Source organism: Pseudoalteromonas sp. JC28, from assembly GCF_013319255.1.
In the GTDB taxonomy this organism is placed as follows: Bacteria; Pseudomonadota; Gammaproteobacteria; order Enterobacterales; family Alteromonadaceae; genus Pseudoalteromonas.
In genome coordinates, this window is sequence record NZ_QOKX01000001.1 from 385,425 (window position 1) to 402,547 (window position 17,123).

Genomic DNA, 17,123 nt, shown 5'->3' on the forward strand with positions numbered 1-17,123 from the left:
TCAGCGTATACTACGCATAATTTGTAATATCGAAGGGAATAAACCCATGAGAAGAGCCGTTATTACGGGGATCGGTGTTGTTTCGAGCATCGGCAACAACAAGCAAGAAGTTTTAGAGTCATTAAAAGCAGGTAAGAGCGGTATTGCTTTTAACCAAGAATTTGCAGACTACAACCTACGTAGCCAAGTGTCTGGTAAAATAGATATCGACGTAAAATCTCTCGTTGACCGTAAGGCACATCGCTTTATGGGGGACGCGGCAGCGTTTTCTTATATCTCGATGGCGCAAGCAATTGAAGATTCAGGGCTATCAGAAGAGCAAGTATCAAACGAACGCACAGGCCTTATCGTAGGTTCTGGTGGTGGTTCGTCTAAGTACCAAGTTGAAGCCGCTGATATTCTGCGCGAAAAAGGCGTAAAGCGTGTAGGGCCTTATATGGTTCCACGTACCATGGCAAGCACGACTTCTGCGTGTTTGGCAACACCATTTAAAATTAAAGGTGTGAACTACTCAATCAGCTCTGCATGTGCAACATCAGCACACTGTATTGGCAATGCTGTTGAACAGATTCAACTAGGCAAACAAGATGTTATCTTTGCTGGTGGTGGTGAAGAGCTACACTGGACATTGGCGATGGAATTCGATGCCATGGGTGCGTTGTCAACCAAGTACAATGAAACGCCTGAGCGCGCATCACGTACGTACGATGCAAATCGTGATGGTTTCGTCATCTCTGGCGGTGGCGGTATTGTGGTAGTTGAAGAGCTAGAACACGCACTTGCTCGCGGCGCGCACATTTATGCTGAAATCGTTGGCTATGGTGCGACATCAGATGGTTACGACATGGTAGCACCATCAGGTGAAGGCGCTGTGCGTTGTATGAAGCAAGCGATGCAAGGTCTTGATGTACCGATTGACTACCTAAACACGCACGGTACTTCAACACCAGTTGGTGACGTGAAAGAGTTAGGCGCTATTCAAGAATTGTTTGGCGATAATTCCCCAGCTATTAGTGCAACTAAAGCAATGACAGGCCACGCACTCGGTGCGGCTGGCGTGCATGAAGCGATTTACTCTTTGCTGATGCTAGATAATGACTTTATCGCACCATCAATTAACATTGATGAATTGGACGAGCAAGCACAAGGTTTAGACATTGTAACCGAGCGCCGTGATGGACCGCTTAATACGGTGATGTCAAACAGCTTTGGCTTTGGTGGTACTAACGCAACACTTGTGATGAAAAAGTACAAAGGTTAAGCGCTTTACACTTAACTTGATATCAAACACAAAAAAGCAGGCTAAGCCTGCTTTTTTCGTTCTGTTCGTATATTAAAATAAATTAACGTACATTGTGTTTCATCAAACGTTCTTTATCACGTGACCAATCACGGTCTTTAATATCAGCACGTTTATCGTGTTGCTTTTTACCCTTCGCAAGATAGAACTCGAGTTTTACCCAGCACTTTTTCCAGTACATTGCTGTGGCTATCAGAGAATAACCGTCACGCTCGGTTGCACCGATAAGACGTGAGATTTCACGTTTATTTAGTAACAGTTTACGATAACGAAGCGGATCACATATCACATGTGTAGAAGCACTATTTAACGGTTGAATTTGACTGGCCAACAAATAGGCTTCGCCGTTTTTGATATGGATGTAAGTATCTGAGATATTGACTTTACCGGCGCGGATACTTTTTACTTCCCAGCCTTGTAATTCGATACCTGCTTCGAACTTTTCATGTAGTGAATACTCATGACGCGCTTTTTTATTTAGCGCTATGGTATTGCTATTTGATTTACTTGAATTTTTCTTTGCCATAATGGCTTAGTCTACCTATAAATCCTGTTTTAAGACAGCGCTTTTTCATTAATGTGACGTATTTTTACTTAGTCAGTGGCTGCAAACAAGATAAATTTGCAAAACCTTGGTAAAATCCTTGTATTAAGATTTGGAGTGTCTATGCCACAGATAGAAAAAAGTGCTTTGGTGATGTATAGCACCAAGGAAATGTTTGAATTGGTCAATGATGTTGACGCTTATCCCGCATTTCTACCGCATTGCTCAGATGCAAAAGTTATCAGCAATGATGAACAAGGGATGACCGCGAGTCTAGAAATTTCGAAAGCCGGCCTAAAAAAGTGGTTTACCACAAAAAATGAATTTGATGGCAACCGAGTAAAAATGTGTTTAGTTGATGGGCCATTTAAGTCTTTAAACGGCTACTGGGAGTTTACCGCGCTTGATGAACAGGCTTGTAAGGTGAGTTTAAAGTTAGAGTTTGAATTTGCGAGCAAATTAATTGAGATGGCGTTTGGCAAGCTATTCAATGAAGTGGCCAAGAATATGGTATCTGCGTTTACCCAGCGAGCCAAAATTGTTTACGGAGCGAGATGATGATAAAGGTTGAAGTGGTATTTGCATTGCCTGACAGCGCGACGTCATTGTCGGTTGATGTGCCTGAGGGGACGTCAGCTGAGCAAGCGGTACTACAGTCAGGGATATTAGAAAGATGCCCAGAGATAGATGCGAATGACTTGACGCTTGGGATCTGGAATCGCACAGTAAAATTACATCAAGTAGTGAGTGACGGTGACAGAATAGAGATCTATCGTCCATTAATCGCAGACCCAAAAGAGGCGCGCAGACGCCGTGCGGAAAAAGCAAAAGAAGAGGGCCGTGCAAGCAAAGTTACCGGTGGGCGACCTGTCTCTTTAGGAGATAAGGAATAATTAAAAAAGGGGAAATACCTTTCCCCTTTGACTACGAAATAATGTGTGTCCCTTGACTCTATGAGTCTAAAGGGGTGTTAAATTCTTCCGGCTCTTCGAAGTCGCCGCTCACGCGAACTAGTTTGTCATTCTCGAAATAAACGCTAAACGACTTTCTGACCTCTGAGTCTCTATCAATATTAAATACGTACTGGTAATGCCAGATATTGTTGTTAAAAGTATCTTTAGCAAGCGGTGTACCTAGCACATATAGCACTTGCTCTCTGGTCATTTGCACGCGAAGTTTATCTACATCTGACTGCTCTAAGAAATTACCTTGTGGCACGTTGATGCGATAAATCCAGCTTGAACAGCCAGACATAAATACCGTCATAACTACAGCACTGAGCCAAACAGAAAGGGTTTTATTAGACAGCATGAAATTGTGTATCCTTATTATCAGTTATTTGCATGATACCGATTGCACAGAGAAGGTAAAGTCTCTTAGCGGAATTGGACTGCACTAAGTGTAAAAAGTTCGCAGATAAGTTGCAAGAGCTGCCATGTGTGGTAGAAGTCATTGATAAGATTTTGAGGAGAGCCTGTTAGTGCTAGGAAAAATGTTACTTAACGAGCCCAATAAAACGGATCACCAAGCTATTTGGAGCTTATATATCCTAGAAACGCGCTTTGGTCATTGGTACACAGGAATAACAACCAATGTAGAGCGGCGCATAGAGCAGCATCAGGCTGGGAAGGGGGCAAAAAATTTAAAAGGTAAAGGGCCCTTAACGTTAAAATTTCAATGTGCTGCAGGTACTAAATCTCAAGCTGCAAAACTTGAGTGGCATGTTAAGCAGCTGACAAAAGCACAAAAAATTCAGCTGGTAGAGTCAAAAGGTGAACGAGTTAATGACAAAATAAAGTCATTGATGAGGTTAACCCCTGCCTGATACTTATTTAGATCCATATTCTCTAGTGTATCCCTGGTGGTGTGATGATGTTTATCTTCACCCATACCAAAATAAATATAGGGGATCCCTTGGCGATAAAAGGCGTAGTGATCGCTTGCTTTGTGCCAATCAACTCTTGGGTTATTTATATAACGCTCAATTTGTCGTTGTGACGATACTATGGTCAATTTTACTGAAGATTGCGCCTTGTTCTGGAGCTCAGATTTATATTCCTTGAAACCCGGTGAAAACAATGCAAATAAACGGTTGTTGTTATTTATTCCTAACATATCAAGGTTGATATTGAGCTCAACTTCTCGTTTAAGGTGCTTGGCATAATGTTTCGCTCCATGTAAGCCGCGCTCTTCTGCATCGGTTGCGACAAACAATATATCGCGAGCGCGATTTGTTTTACTAAGTTGCCTCGCAATGTGCAACATTGCAGCGGTGCCAGATGCATTATCATTGGCACCTGGATAATGTCTTTGTCCTGTGGTTCCTAAATGGTCGTAATGCGCGCTGATAACGATGGCCTTATCACATCGAGGTTGAGTGCAAGGTAAAATCGCCGTGACGTTGTGACCTGCGTCCTTACTAAAAATACCTGCTCTAAAGGTAAAGTGCTGATAGATCGGGTTTCCACCTAATTGCTCAAAAGCAGCAAAAATATATTGGGCACTGATGTTAGGCGATTGAGCACCACTTTTACGGCCTTGGTGACGAGCACTTGTGAGAGCTTGTAAATCTTGCACCAATATATTATCAACATTAGCAATACTTTGATGTCGCGACTGAGCCAATACATTCGTGGTACATATCGCGGCCAGCATCATGCCGATTAGCTTGAAAGAACATTTCTTCATTATTATTGTTATCTCTCATCGTTGTCTGTTAAATTCAATTGGTTGCTTGCAACTCCTCTCAATAAGGCCAGTTTGCCTTCGTAGCGCGCTTTGTCGTGTTCGAAGACAGAAGCTTTGTATGCCTTGTTGAGGTAATACTCCGCTTTTTTTCTATCGCCTTGCTCATAGGCAACTTTTGCCAGCCCAAAGTAGCTACCATGAACGTTGCGATCAAGTTGATAAGCTTTTTGATAAAAATGCTTAGCGCGATTTAACTCTCCTTGTTTAAAGGCTTCGTTCCCTAATACCAACATGTAATAAGGGTTGCTTTTTCTCAAATTATGGATATTTGCTTCAATAATGCCAGCTTCATGATCTCGTTCCGTCAGGTGGTAGAGTTTAGCAAGGTTACTTAGTGCATTTCGATTATCGTGGTTAATGGCAATGGCCTGATTATAGGCTCGCTCGGCGAGGTCGTACTGGTTTGTTATACGGTATAAAATACCGAGGTTCCCCCAGGCGCCGTCATGATAGGGATCACTTTCTACGGCTGCCTTGTAGTAGCTATATGCCATATCTAAGTTACCACTAATCATTTCCATTGCTCCTTTGTTGTTATAGAACATAGATAAGATAGTATTTGTACTAATTGGTGAAGTACTAAAGTGTTGAGAGCGGCTATTAGGATCAAAATCAACAGTGACCGCAGTTGGTTTAACATATAAAGTTTTAACTGAGTCCTGTGTGTTATCTACTTCAAAAATTTTGATGTTGACGTGGCCTGTTAGCAGGCTATAGCCTTGGCTCTCATCCCAATATTCAGGTATGTGTACTTGTTGAAATTGGCTGCGTAAGCCTAGCTGCTTAGCAATAGCGTGAGTTAGTATAGACAAGGACAAGCAGTTCGCGTTCATATTATTAAATGCTTGATTTGCAGTTAAATTTGCACCTGAAAGGTAAGAAAGTGAATCATCTCCACTACTTACCAAAAATCTCATCAGCATTTTAGCACGTTTAAGGCCTATCTCTCCGTTGTGAAAGTATTGTTCTAATTTAATGCGAATTTGGTTATTGAGTTGAAAGACGTCAGAATACGACTCAACTTTGTGAACAGTAAATTGGTGATTTGCATTAAGAATTGATCTATCAATCGTCGCTTTGGGAGTGCTATTACAAGCACTAAGTAAAATAATGCTAAGCACAATAATAGAGAACTGAATTACTATCTTCATACAACCTCCAGATTGGGCATTCGGCTGACTTTTAGTTATGGCTTAATTGCTTACCTTTGACCCTTACTATTATTGAATTTAGACCATAATTGCAAAATTTGCGCGGTGTGATTGTTACACCATGTAACAAAGAGACAATTTGAAAGGGTAAGCCTACAAGGAAACATGCAGGCTTACTTTAGAGTTGAGCAGAGGTTAAAAGCTCGCGACGAGATCATCAAGCGCTTTTGCTGATGCAGCAAGACGCTGAATTGCTTGTTCCGTGTCAAGTTGCTCGTTCATCACGGCATCGCTAATTTCGCTAATTTGCTCGATGTTGCGGCCGACGTCCGCAACGACATTACTTTGCTCTTCTGTCGCTGTTGCGATAAGCGCGGTCATGTCATTTATTTGATTTGCGGTTTCCGAGATTTCCAACATTAACTCCACTGACGATTGCATCGTTTGAACACTTTGCTCTGCTTGTTCACTGGATTGTTGGATTTGGTTTACGACAGCGCCAGACACCTGAGTTAATTCAGATATCGTTGCTTGGATCTCGTCGGTAGATTGTGATGTACGACTCGCAAGTGCTCTCACCTCATCTGCAACAACGGCAAACCCACGACCGTGCTCACCCGCTCGCGCAGACTCAATCGCTGCATTGAGTGCAAGCAAGTTGGTTTGTTCAGATATGCCTCTGATCACATCAACGATATTGGCAATTGACTGGGTTTTATCGGCCAACGTAGCGACTTGACCTGCCATATTTTCGATGTCACCTGCAAGCAAGTGAAGTGTTTCTTGGCTTTCTTGCACACCTTGACGGCTGCGCTTGGTTGACGCTTTACTTTCTTCTGTCAATTTTGCCGTGTTGGTCGCGCTGCTCGCTATCTCTTGTACTGTCGCACCCATTTCATTGATTGCCGCGGCAACAGACATGGTTTGAGACTTTTGTTCATCCAGAGACTGAGAGTTTTGCTGGCTCTGTTTAAACACGGCTTCGCTCGTCACGCGAATTGAACGGCTCTCTTCCGCAACCATGTGGATAGCTTCTTCGATCTTAGCCATAAACTGGTTGAAGCCGCCAGCCAAAGCATGAAGTTCAGGTTGTGCTGAGTCTGGTAAACGATAATTGAGTTTTGCGTCACCGCTACCAAGCTGTTCAAATAAATCTGCCATCTTTTTAAGTGGCGCGCTTAAGTTCTTAGCCAGTAGCATACTAAAAAAGCTCGCCACTAGCGCAATCACTATCGAAAAACCAATGATTTGCCACTGCAAAGAAGTGATCCCACTATTGATTTCACTGGTTGGCACTTGGGCAATAACAAGCAAATCTGTGTTTGGAATTGGGCTCGCTGCAACTAAATTGGTTTCGCCACCCACTTCCAACTCTTTAACGACAAATCCACGTGTGGAGGTAAAATCGCGACTGTGCTGGCCGTAAAAGTCTTCAATTGAGGACTTTGCGACTTTGCTTGCATCTGGGTGCAATTGCACCGTACCTTGCCTATTAATGACGAAAACAAAGCCACTTTGCTCGATTTTCATATTAGCAAGCATCGCCTGCATATCATCAATACTTTTCGCAAGTCCAGCTAAACCAACACCGCTTAGTTGTTGATGGTTTACAAACATTTTTACATCGCCCGGCGCTTCTTGATAGATACTAATAGAGTATGGCGAGCCACTAGTGGTAAAGCCGAAAAACCAACCATCCTGCTCTCTATTTAGTACTCGCAGAAAGCCGTTTTGATTCCAATATTGATTGGTTTCGCGGTTAGCCCAAGAAGCCGTAACTAAGTCATACTGCGCCGCAATACGCTTGAGTTCGTTGACAAGAAGTTTTTCATCCAAAGTATTTTGCTTGGCACTTTGGGTGATTAATAAATTGCTTGAAAGCTGTTCGGCTGCATTTTTCAACGTGTCTATCTGCTTGCTTAATGATTTATTGATACTTTCTATCTTGCTTGGCAATTCAGATTGCATCATGCGTTCATTAATGAGCGTTTTGGCGCTGTAAAGCGAGGTAAACCCGATTAAACAAGCGACAGCAATCGCAATGAGACTACCCAAAAGGGTAATTCTTTGAGTAATTGTTAAACCTGTGTTTTGCATTCGATTTGTGTGTGTAATCCCGTGGAACCGATTATTCTAGCATAGTAAATAACCAGCTCGGAACAAGTAACAATCCAAGTCACAAAAAAATAATTTTGGTTTATAAAATAAAGTTAATCTCAGTATTTAGTGTTAACTGTATTTGAGTTAAATGGGTGGTTATGTTGAGAAATAGAGATAAAAGGCCACAATCTCAGGGTGGAAAGTGGCCTTGGTTACTAACAAGCGAACTAGTTTGCTATATTATTGACGCAAATTTATTTCTACTTACTAAACAATCTTTTTCATATCTGACATGTAACCGCGAAGGATTTCACCTATTTTTTCTACCGGATGGTTACGGATCGCACGGTTTACAGCGATGAGCTTTTGGTTGTCAGCATAATTGTCACTGTCTAACAAGCCTTCACCAATCTCACGTTTTGTGATTGATTTCATAAATGGCTTCAATAGTGGTAGACATGCGTGATTATACAGGTAGCAACCATATTCTGCGGTGTCTGAAATAGTACGGTTCATCTCGAACAGCTTTTTGCGCGCAATGGTGTTCGCGATTAGCGGCGTTTCGTGTAGTGATTCGTAGTAAGCAGATTCATCAATAATGCCAGCTGCTGTCATGGTTTCGAACGCTAGCTCTACACCGGCTTTAACCATAGCAACCATCAAAATACCTTGGTCGAAGAAAGTCTGCTCTGAAATTTCAGCATCCGTATTCGCTTGCTTTTCAAACGCGGTTTGTGCGGTTTCTGCACGCCATGTAAGCAATTTATTGTCGTTTTCAGCCCAATCAGCCATCATACCTTCTGAAAATTCACCACTGATGATGTCGTCCATATGCTTGTTATAAAGCGGGCGCATAATGTCTTTTAGTTGCTCGCTCAGTTCAAATGCGCGTAACTTAGCGGGGTTAGACAGTCTGTCCATCATATTGGTGATACCACCGTGTTTTAGCGCTTCAGTGATGATCTCCCAGCCATATTGTACGAGTTTTGATGCATATCCAGGTTCAATGCCTTCTTCTACCATTTTGTCAAAGCATAGAAGTGAGCCAGTTTGCAACATACCACATAGGATGGTTTGCTCACCCATTAGATCTGATTTTACCTCAGCAATAAATGATGACTGCAATACGCCAGCACGATGACCACCGGTTCCCGCCGCATATGCCTTAGCTTGCGCGAGACCTTTACCCTCTGGGTCGTTTTCAGGGTGAACTGCAATCAGCGTAGGTACACCAAAGCCGCGCTTGTACTCTTCACGTACTTCTGTGCCAGGACATTTTGGTGCAACCATGATTACGGTGATGTCTTCACGCACTTGCATACCTTCTTCGACGATATTAAAGCCGTGAGAATAAGCAAGTGTTGCGCCTTTTTTCATTAACGGCATTACTGCGTTTACAACTGAAGTATGTTGTTTGTCAGGCGTTAAGTTTAGGACCAAATCCGCTTCAGGAATGAGTTCTTCATAAGTGCCAACAATAAAGCCGTTTTCAGATGCATTAAGAAACGATTGACGTTTTTCTTCAATTGCTGAAGGACGTAGTGCGTAACTGACGTTCAAGCCAGAATCTCTTAAGTTTAGACCTTGGTTCAAGCCTTGTGCACCGCAACCAACAATGACCAGCTTTTTACCAATCAGAACGTCGACACCTTGTTCGAATTCTTTTGGATCCATGAATTCACATTGAGAAAGCTGAGCTAATTGCTCACGTAAAGATAAAGTATTAAAGTAATTCGACATGATATTTCCTGATTCTGTAGAAATAGATTGAAGTCAGAGTAGGGCGAACTTTTGATTGCGTAAAATGATATATTTGAACTATAGTGTTTCAAAAGGTGAAATACTATGAATCACAAACAACTTAAATATTTTTTGGCACTTGCAGATACGCTGCACTTTTCCCGAGCGAGTGAGCGCTGTTTTGTAAGTCCTCCGACATTAAGTCGTCAAATCAAACAGTTAGAAGAGGAAGTTGGCGCGCCTTTATTCCTACGAGATAATCGCACCGTTGAGCTGACTCAGCAAGGCAAAGCGTTTGTTCATTACGCGCAAGCGACGTTGGCAAGCTGGCGGCAGTTTAAGAGCGAATGTGTTGACGATGATAAGCCTTTGACCGGTGAGTTGAGTTTATTTTGTTCAGTGACCGCGACTTACAGTTTTATTTATGATCTTTTTTCCAAGTTTCGCCACCTATACCCGCAAGTAGAGTTAAATCTTATTACTGGTGATCCCGCGCATTCAATAGCAGAAGTGGCTAGTGGTAAGGAAGATGTTGCGGTCGCGGTGAAGCCAAAACATCTACCGAACGGTATAGAGTATTTGCCAATCGGCCGTTCGAGATTGGTGTTCATTGGTCCAACGATGGACTGTCCGCTTAAGTCTATTATTGATGAATACAGTCATAGTGAAATGCCGTGGCAGAGGCTGTCTTTTATTATGCCAGAGCAAGGTGTGTTAAAAGATCGAATCGATAACTTTTGCAAAAAACACAATTTTGTTCCTAAAGTCTATGCGCATGTTTCGGGCCATGAAGCTATGGTTGCGCTTGCGAGTTTAGGGTTTGGTATTGCGTGTGTCCCCGAGATAGTAATTAGTCAAAGTCCATTTAAGAATCAAGTTCAGCTTTTGCAGCTTAGATCGGACGAGATTGAAATTGGACTTGTAACTAAGAATAAACGGTTATATGACCCAGTTGTTAAAGCACTTTGGGATACGGCAAAAGGATTATTTACGCTGTAAAGCATCCATTCAGGTTGCGTGACTACACTGTGTTCATCCATGTTGAATGAATGAGGTGCGTCCGTGTCCACTATCTTGGTTGCACAAAGCAATAACAATATATTGACATCACAACAAAAAATGCTTGAAGAGCAAGGCTACACTGTTGAGTTGTTGAGGGAATTAGGTCAATTGAACGGTTTTTCAGGGAAATCCATTAACGGTATCGTGCTTGATCAAGCTATCGCATCCGTACCAACCTGCGATTCAATCAGCCAATTTAGACAAAGATTCAAAGCTCCCGTGATCGTCAGTCTTGACAGCGATGACGAGGATGTTCACAGCCTGTTTTTAGAGCTCGGTGCTGACGAAGTTATTTCCAAAGATGCAAAGCCTAGACTATGGCGAGCTCGACTCGATGCAGTGTTAAGAAGGCAAGCTGCAAACTCGCAGTTTGACGATGAGCCTGAACAATTAACCTTTGGGCAGCTGCATATCGACAAAAACACCAGGCGCGTGAGTTATGGGCAGGAGCGCATTGACCTCACAACCCATGAGTTTGAGTTGCTGTGGTTACTTGCGAGCAATGGCGGCAAAGTAGTGAAACGTGACTTTGTATACGAGCAGATCCTTGGCAAATATTATCGCCCAGACACTCGGACAATAGACGTTCGCATCTCTCGCTTGCGTAAAAAGCTACACGATAATCCGAGTCGTCCAGAGAAGATCAAAACGATTTGGCGTCAAGGTTACCTATTTGTTACCGATGTTTGGAACTAAAAAGTAACAATTTGATTTAACACAAAGATACTTCGAATTTTTCGAATGCTCAATTCGGAGAAATTTGATGAAAAGTTATACGTAATAAAGGCATAAATTCGTACTAATGGATTTATGTCTTTGTTTTAACTGTATTATTCTTATCTCCTCAATGTTTATACAGTCGCCCGCCGCTGAATTTTTGGACCACAAATTTGAGAAAATTGTTATTTATACAATGCAAATAATATTGATTGCTATTTAGGTGTGTGTATACTTTACGCCTAGTTATGAAAATATAAACATAATTAGTCTCAAAGGAACAATTCAATGGCACTTAAAAAGTCTCTGTTAACGACTGCTATTCTCGCTGCAACTTTAGGCCTCACCGCATGTGGTGGCTCTAGCAGCAACTCAAATGACAACGATGATAACAACACAACACCACCTCCAGCCACCAATGCTGCACCTACTATTACCGTAGACAGTGCATCAGTATCTGAGGATATGCTTGGCGCAGCGGTTGCAAATATCTCTTTTTCTGACGATAGCGATGAAGTAAGTGCATTGACACTAACCATCTCTGACAACCGTTTTGAAATTGTTGACGGTGCGGTTAAGCTCAAAGCTGCAAACGCACTAAACTTCGAACAGGTTGAAGGCGGTAAAGTATCGGTAACTATCACGGCAACTGACAGCAAAGGCGAAAAAACAGAAGTTGAAGCTGAAATTGCTGTTCAACAAATTGCTGAAGAAAACAAAGCGGGTGTAAACCGCTATGCCTTTAATAACACACAAGGCGAATCTTCAGTTTCTTATTCTGGCCAAATCGCACGTCACGCGGCTATGGTTCATATTAAGAGCCTAATGGGTAAGCTTAATAATGAAACTGTAGGTAACGCCTCTGGCCAAAAAACGGCTGAAGCAGCAATTGCAGAGATCAAAATGTTCTTGATGCCGACAGACACAGTGGTCTTGGATGAAACCCTTGATTTCGCTGTTGCCGCAAACGCTGCACAAACCACATTAGGACAAATTTCAAGTTCACTGAAAAACGTTGCTGGCGAAGGTGGTAAAATTGCGGGACGTGATACCTCTAATATGCATAAAGCATGGGAAGAGGATGGCGTCATGGCTGGTTGGGTTAACTTTGGTACACAGCCAAAAACACCTGAAGGTTTAGCCCTACACTATTTAGACCTGCTACAAGCGCAACTTCAGCAGTTTGAAAATGGCTCAACAATCAAAGCAGAGCATAATGGCACAGCTATCACGCTGAACAAACTATATGTAACACCGGAAGGCCTTGATCTTGCCCAGCTAATGCAAAAACATTTAAACGGTGCAGTGTCGCTTTCTCAAGGTGCGGACGATTATCTAGATGATTTACTCATTGGTGAAAAGTCAGCTGATAACGCGACATTAGCGGATGGCAAAAGCTACACGGAACTTGAACACAAGTTTGATGAAGGCTATGGCTATTTCGGTGCTGCTGTTGATTATCTAGACTATACAGATGATGAACTTTCAGCTAAAGGTGGCCGTGAAGCGTATGCAAGTGGTTATCATGATTTGGATAATAACGGCAAAATCGATCTACTATCTGAATTTAACTTTGGTAACTCAACAAATGCAGCAAAGCGTGACCGTGGCACTAAATCTAACGCTAACCCAACGGACTTCAGCGCTGAAGCACAATTAGCGTTTATTGAAGCACGTAAACTTATCAACGCTAATGTTGGTACTAATGTTGCACAGTGGTCAGATGAGGACAAAGCGCGCTTAGAAACATTGCGTAATCAAGCGTTGCTAGCATGGGAAAAGTCTATCGCTGCAACCGTTGTGCATTATATCAATGATACAATCTCAAATGATGATGGTGATTTAGACGATATCGCATCAGGTGATTTTGATGCTGATCAATTCTATGCAGTAGCAAAGCACTGGTCTGAAATGAAAGGCTTCGCATTAAATTTCCAGTTTAATCCGTTTTCTCCTGTCACAGATGCAGATTTTGTTAAAATCCATGAATTGATGGGTGATAAGCCTGAATTCGCGGCAGATAAAGTGGAAGCTTATAAGACTGCTTTATTGGAAGCGCGAGAAATCATTGCAACTGCATATGATTTTGATGCTGAGAATGTTGCCAACTGGTAATCTAAATTTTCGTTTATAACGTTAAAAGGTTAGCCGTTAATTCTGCTAACCTTTTGTTGTATATAGATAATAGAGAATACAAATGAGAGTATCTAAACGTTTAAGTGCTGCTGCCGTCGCTGTGGCTTTGGTATTGTCGGGTTGTGGTGAAAGTACTTCAAGTAGCCAAGGACCTGGAGTGAAAGATAATAACTCTGGAACGGATAACCCAACTCTACCCACGCAATTTGATGAAGCGGCCTTGGTAAGTAACCTTGTGAATAATGTGCTTACCCCTGCAATTGAGCAATTCAATGAACTTGCTGTAACACAACAACTTGAAGTTGCGAGTTATTGTAGTGCTGAAAAAGCGCTGGCTGAAAATACCGCCGCGTTAAAGCAAAACGCTCAACAAAGTTGGCGCAGCGCAATGGTGGGGTGGCAGTATGTTGAATTGATGCAAATGGGTCCACTTACTGCCAATAGTAAAGAGCTTAAAAATAATATTTATGTTTGGCCCGCTACAGGCTCTTTATGTGATATCGACTTGGATGTAGTGTATTTTGAAGATGGCGTCATTAATGGTAATGCTAGCAATCCTTATAATATCTCTGAGCGTACTGCAAACCGCAAAGGCTTAACTGCCTTAGAGCACCTTCTATTCAATGCCAATCTTGACCACAACTGCTCGTCAGTGAATGATGCGTTGGCACCATGGAATAGCCGTTCAACTCAGGAAAGAGCGGTTGCGCGTTGTGAGTTTGCGACGGAAGTGGCTAAAGACATTGAAGCACAGAGTAATATACTCCTGTCTCAGTGGACTGGAGAAAATGGCTACGCAGCTAAACTTGTTAATGCAGGACAACCAGGCTCGCCGTTTGACACGCCTCATTTAGCACTTAATGAAATATCAAAGGCGCTATTTTACATGACCGAAGAGCTAAAAGACGGCAAAATAGCGACGCCGTTAGGCCTAGGTTTTCCGAACGCATGTGGTTTAGAAGCTTGCCCAGAAGCGGTGGAGTCGCCAATTGCAGAACATTCTAAAGAGAATTTACTTGTTAACATCAGAGCATTTAGAAACATCTTCACTGGTAATGGCCAAGATGCTGAGAATACATTGGGCTTTGATGACTTTTTAGATGCTGAGAATGGTAGTGATGTTAAAGAGCGTATGCTTGCAGGGCTTGCTGATGCAGAAGCCACGTTGCTTGCGATGAATGCGAGTCTTAAAGTTGAGCTTGCGGGTTCTACAGAGCAAGTGACGCAAACGCATACAGACGTTAAAAAAGTGACGGATGACTTAAAGACTGAGTTTATCGAAAAGCTCGCCCTAGAACTTCCACAAACTTCGGCAGGTGACAATGACTAAGCGCATGAACATGAAGAAATCTTTATTAGCGGTAGCGGTAATTTTTGCACTACCTCAAGTGCAAGCTGCTGATGACAATCAAGATATTGAGCATATCTCTATTATCAGCCACCACGATAAATTGCGAAAAGAAGCCGGTTCTGCAACCTTGTTGTCAGAGGCGCAGTTGGCAGAATACGAGTATGATGATATTCACCGTATTCTTTCTAACGTACCCGGCGTTAATATTCGTGAAGAAGATGGCTATGGCTTGCGACCAAATATCGGGTTTCGTGGTGTAACACCTGAGCGAAGCAAAAAAATCACCATAATGGAAGACGGTGTGCTTATTGGCCCAGCTCCTTATTCTGCGCCGGCTGCTTATTATTTCCCGGTTACGACTCGTATGACAGCGGTTGAGGTGTTTAAAGGACCTGCGGCTATCAAGCATGGCCCGCAAACAGTTGCTGGTGCGCTTAACTTAGTGACTCGCCAAGTGCCAGAGTTTACAGAAGGCGGTATTGATGTTGCGGCTGGCAGCGACGGTTATTCCAAAGCACATGGTTACTACGGTTCAGTAGTAAATAATGTCGGCTTCTTATTCGAAGCGGTAAATCTACAAGCTGATGGTTTTAAAGAGCTTGATGGCGGTGGTGATACGGAGTTTGAGAAGAACGATATCTTAGCCAAGTTTAATTATAAACTGTCACAAGGTGAGCTAAACCATACTTTTGGCTTAAAGCTCAGCTATGCTGATGAGTTATCCGATGAAACCTACCTTGGTTTAACGGATGCAGATTTTGCTGAAAATCCGTATCGTCGATACGCAGCGTCTCAGCCTGCAGAGATGGATACCAAGCACACTCAGGTAATGTTATCCCATGTACTTGATGGCAAAGACTTTAACGTTACGACAAGGCTGTACCGTAATGACTATGAGCGAGCTTGGCTTAAGCTTAATAGTCTAGGTAGTAAAAGTGGACCATCCCTTTCAAAAATCATGGCAAACCCAGAGGCTTTCGCAAATGAGTACGCTGTGATCACAGGGGCACGGGACTCTGTCGTTGCAGGTTCAAATATCTTTTTGAATATGGGGACTAATGACCGTGAGTATTTCTCACAAGGTCTTCAAGTCGATGCCAATACGAGCTTTAGCCTGTTTAACTTAACCCATGATATTGCTGTTGGCGTGCGTTTTCATGAAGATGAAATTGAGCGCAAACATTTTGAGCAAGCATATGCAATGGAAGGTGGTTCACCTGTGTTGCTAGAGGGTTCAAAGCAGTTTACATCGCTGAATACTGAAAACACTAAAGCTTGGTCGGTATATTTAGAAGATAAGGTACAGCTTGATGCTTTAACACTGGGCCTTGGCCTTCGCGGCGAGCTGATGGATATGTCTTACCAAGATAATAAAGATGCCGATGTTTGGATTGATAAAACCACCCGTATTTGGCTGCCAAGCCTAAGTGGTTTCTATCAGCTTTCTGATGATGCTGGTCTCTTATTTGGCGTACATCAAGGTTTTGTACCTTCTTCACCACAACAGGATCCAGATATAGAGCTTGAGAAGAGTGTTAACTACGAATTCGGTGGACGTTTTAATGATGGTGTGACGCAGTTTGAGATTGTGAGCTTTTTCAATGACTATGAGAATCTGAACGAAAGCTGTGGTCAGTCTAACTGTGGTGTCAATGACCAACAAGACCAGCAGTTCAGTGGCGGTGAGGTGGATGTTTACGGTCTAGAGATGCAGTTTGCACAACGTTATCCTTTGAATCTTCAACTGGATATCCCTTATAGTCTCACCTACACCTATACGAAAGGTGAATTCCAGAATGAGCGTGCGACAACGTTCGCACAATGGGGTTATATTAAAAATGGTGATGAGCTTCCGTATTTACCATCTCATCAAGCCACTTTTAACATCGGCCTTGCAGCAAGTGATTGGAAAGTTAACGTAGCCATTAAATACATCAGTGAGATGAGCGAAGCTGCTGGCAGGAGCACTGAAGACTTTGAGCTTGTCCTTGAAGGTGCAAAGGTGCCCAGCACAACGATCGTTGATGTATCTGCGAGTTACGAGCTAGGTCAGTATGGTCAAGTCTATGCTAAAATCGACAACTTGTTCGATGAAGCAGAAATTGTTAGTCGTCGCCCGTATGGCGCGCGCCCAGGCAAACCAAGACAATTTAGTTTAGGTTATAAATACCAGTTTTAACTGATTGTCTACGCGGCTCTTGAGTAAGAGCCGCAGCTTCATGGCGGCTTGTCGCTAGAGCTATGGAGCTGTTCCAAAGATATGTGAATTCATTA

General features: G+C 42.7%; 15 protein-coding genes. 9 read left to right on the forward strand and 6 right to left on the reverse strand.

The window, feature by feature from the left end; all coding sequences use genetic code 11:
* The first annotated feature begins 46 nt into the window (after positions 1-46).
* On the forward strand, positions 47-1,261 hold the full coding sequence (gene fabB, locus DS891_RS01655; protein ID WP_174168676.1) for a beta-ketoacyl-ACP synthase I: 1,215 nt from the start codon (positions 47-49) through the stop codon (positions 1,259-1,261).
* 82 nt (positions 1,262-1,343) lie between these two features.
* Here the strand turns inward: fabB and smpB are convergent, their stop codons facing one another.
* The gene (gene smpB / locus DS891_RS01660) at positions 1,344-1,826 is read right to left on the reverse strand and encodes an SsrA-binding protein SmpB (RefSeq protein WP_010379116.1); all 483 of its coding nucleotides are present in this window, start codon (positions 1,824-1,826) and stop codon (positions 1,344-1,346) included.
* 141 nt (positions 1,827-1,967) lie between these two features.
* On the opposite strand from smpB, the gene DS891_RS01665 reads away from it, so the two are divergent.
* Positions 1,968-2,402 carry a type II toxin-antitoxin system RatA family toxin gene (locus DS891_RS01665; RefSeq protein WP_010605103.1) on the forward strand — a complete coding sequence of 145 codons (435 nt, stop codon included), beginning with the start codon at positions 1,968-1,970 and terminating at the stop codon, positions 2,400-2,402.
* Positions 2,402-2,737, forward strand: a complete 336-nt coding sequence (locus DS891_RS01670) for an RnfH family protein (protein WP_102057020.1) — start codon at positions 2,402-2,404, stop codon at positions 2,735-2,737. Before DS891_RS01665 ends, DS891_RS01670 begins: the two co-directional genes overlap by 1 nt.
* A 58-nt stretch (positions 2,738-2,795) precedes the next feature.
* Here the strand turns inward: DS891_RS01670 and DS891_RS01675 are convergent, their stop codons facing one another.
* Positions 2,796-3,155, reverse strand: a complete 360-nt coding sequence (locus DS891_RS01675; RefSeq protein WP_010605101.1) for an outer membrane protein assembly factor BamE — start codon at positions 3,153-3,155, stop codon at positions 2,796-2,798.
* Positions 3,156-3,336: 181 nt separating this feature from the next.
* Between DS891_RS01675 and DS891_RS01680 the strand changes: the two genes are divergently transcribed.
* Positions 3,337-3,669, forward strand: coding sequence for a GIY-YIG nuclease family protein (locus tag DS891_RS01680; protein WP_102057019.1), 333 nt, complete (start codon positions 3,337-3,339; stop codon positions 3,667-3,669).
* Here the strand turns inward: DS891_RS01680 and DS891_RS01685 are convergent.
* The 4 genes from DS891_RS01685 to ilvC form a co-directional block, all read right to left on the reverse strand.
* Entirely contained in the window at positions 3,597-4,532 is a 936-nt protein-coding gene (locus tag DS891_RS01685) for a M20/M25/M40 family metallo-hydrolase (protein WP_174168678.1), read from the reverse strand. The genes DS891_RS01680 and DS891_RS01685 overlap by 73 nt on opposite strands.
* 8 nt (positions 4,533-4,540) lie before the next feature.
* Positions 4,541-5,743, reverse strand: a complete 1,203-nt coding sequence (locus DS891_RS01690; RefSeq protein WP_174168680.1) for a tetratricopeptide repeat protein — start codon at positions 5,741-5,743, stop codon at positions 4,541-4,543.
* 195 nt (positions 5,744-5,938) lie between these two features.
* Positions 5,939-7,840 carry a methyl-accepting chemotaxis protein gene (locus DS891_RS01695; RefSeq protein ID WP_102057017.1) on the reverse strand — a complete coding sequence of 634 codons (1,902 nt, stop codon included), beginning with the start codon at positions 7,838-7,840 and terminating at the stop codon, positions 5,939-5,941.
* A gap of 270 nt (positions 7,841-8,110) precedes the next feature.
* Positions 8,111-9,583 (reverse strand): ketol-acid reductoisomerase, encoded by a 1,473-nt coding sequence (gene ilvC / locus DS891_RS01700; protein WP_174168681.1) that lies wholly within the window; start codon positions 9,581-9,583, stop codon positions 8,111-8,113.
* Between the two features lie 105 nt (positions 9,584-9,688).
* On the opposite strand from ilvC, the gene ilvY reads away from it, so the two are divergent.
* The 5 genes from ilvY to DS891_RS01725 all read left to right on the forward strand — a co-directional run bounded on the left by ilvY (position 9,689) and on the right by DS891_RS01725 (position 17,028).
* Positions 9,689-10,582, forward strand: a complete 894-nt coding sequence (ilvY, locus tag DS891_RS01705; RefSeq protein ID WP_010605095.1) for an HTH-type transcriptional activator IlvY — start codon at positions 9,689-9,691, stop codon at positions 10,580-10,582.
* A gap of 63 nt (positions 10,583-10,645) precedes the next feature.
* Positions 10,646-11,341: a response regulator transcription factor gene (locus DS891_RS01710; RefSeq protein ID WP_010373828.1), complete on the forward strand. Its 696-nt coding sequence runs from the start codon at positions 10,646-10,648 to the stop codon at positions 11,339-11,341.
* A gap of 309 nt (positions 11,342-11,650) precedes the next feature.
* Positions 11,651-13,477 carry a DUF4856 domain-containing protein gene (locus DS891_RS01715; RefSeq protein WP_174168683.1) on the forward strand — a complete coding sequence of 609 codons (1,827 nt, stop codon included), beginning with the start codon at positions 11,651-11,653 and terminating at the stop codon, positions 13,475-13,477.
* An 82-nt stretch (positions 13,478-13,559) separates the two neighbouring features.
* On the forward strand, positions 13,560-14,828 hold the full coding sequence (locus tag DS891_RS01720) for an imelysin family protein (RefSeq protein ID WP_174168684.1): 1,269 nt from the start codon (positions 13,560-13,562) through the stop codon (positions 14,826-14,828).
* Positions 14,821-17,028 carry a TonB-dependent receptor gene (locus tag DS891_RS01725; protein ID WP_174168686.1) on the forward strand — a complete coding sequence of 736 codons (2,208 nt, stop codon included), beginning with the start codon at positions 14,821-14,823 and terminating at the stop codon, positions 17,026-17,028. Before DS891_RS01720 ends, DS891_RS01725 begins: the two co-directional genes overlap by 8 nt.
* Positions 17,029-17,123 lie beyond the last annotated feature (95 nt).

Coding starts and splice junctions, on each gene's coding strand:
- fabB (WP_174168676.1), top strand. CDS start 47: ATGAGAAGAGCCGTTATTACGGGGATCGGTGTTGTTTCGAGCATCGGC.
- smpB (WP_010379116.1), bottom strand. CDS start 1,826: ATGGCAAAGAAAAATTCAAGTAAATCAAATAGCAATACCATAGCGCTA.
- DS891_RS01665 (WP_010605103.1), top strand. CDS start 1,968: ATGCCACAGATAGAAAAAAGTGCTTTGGTGATGTATAGCACCAAGGAA.
- DS891_RS01670 (WP_102057020.1), top strand. CDS start 2,402: ATGATAAAGGTTGAAGTGGTATTTGCATTGCCTGACAGCGCGACGTCA.
- DS891_RS01675 (WP_010605101.1), bottom strand. CDS start 3,155: ATGCTGTCTAATAAAACCCTTTCTGTTTGGCTCAGTGCTGTAGTTATG.
- DS891_RS01680 (WP_102057019.1), top strand. CDS start 3,337: ATGTTACTTAACGAGCCCAATAAAACGGATCACCAAGCTATTTGGAGC.
- DS891_RS01685 (WP_174168678.1), bottom strand. CDS start 4,532: ATGAAGAAATGTTCTTTCAAGCTAATCGGCATGATGCTGGCCGCGATA.
- DS891_RS01690 (WP_174168680.1), bottom strand. CDS start 5,743: ATGAAGATAGTAATTCAGTTCTCTATTATTGTGCTTAGCATTATTTTA.
- DS891_RS01695 (WP_102057017.1), bottom strand. CDS start 7,840: ATGCAAAACACAGGTTTAACAATTACTCAAAGAATTACCCTTTTGGGT.
- ilvC (WP_174168681.1), bottom strand. CDS start 9,583: ATGTCGAATTACTTTAATACTTTATCTTTACGTGAGCAATTAGCTCAG.
- ilvY (WP_010605095.1), top strand. CDS start 9,689: ATGAATCACAAACAACTTAAATATTTTTTGGCACTTGCAGATACGCTG.
- DS891_RS01715 (WP_174168683.1), top strand. CDS start 11,651: ATGGCACTTAAAAAGTCTCTGTTAACGACTGCTATTCTCGCTGCAACT.
- DS891_RS01720 (WP_174168684.1), top strand. CDS start 13,560: ATGAGAGTATCTAAACGTTTAAGTGCTGCTGCCGTCGCTGTGGCTTTG.
- DS891_RS01725 (WP_174168686.1), top strand. CDS start 14,821: ATGACTAAGCGCATGAACATGAAGAAATCTTTATTAGCGGTAGCGGTA.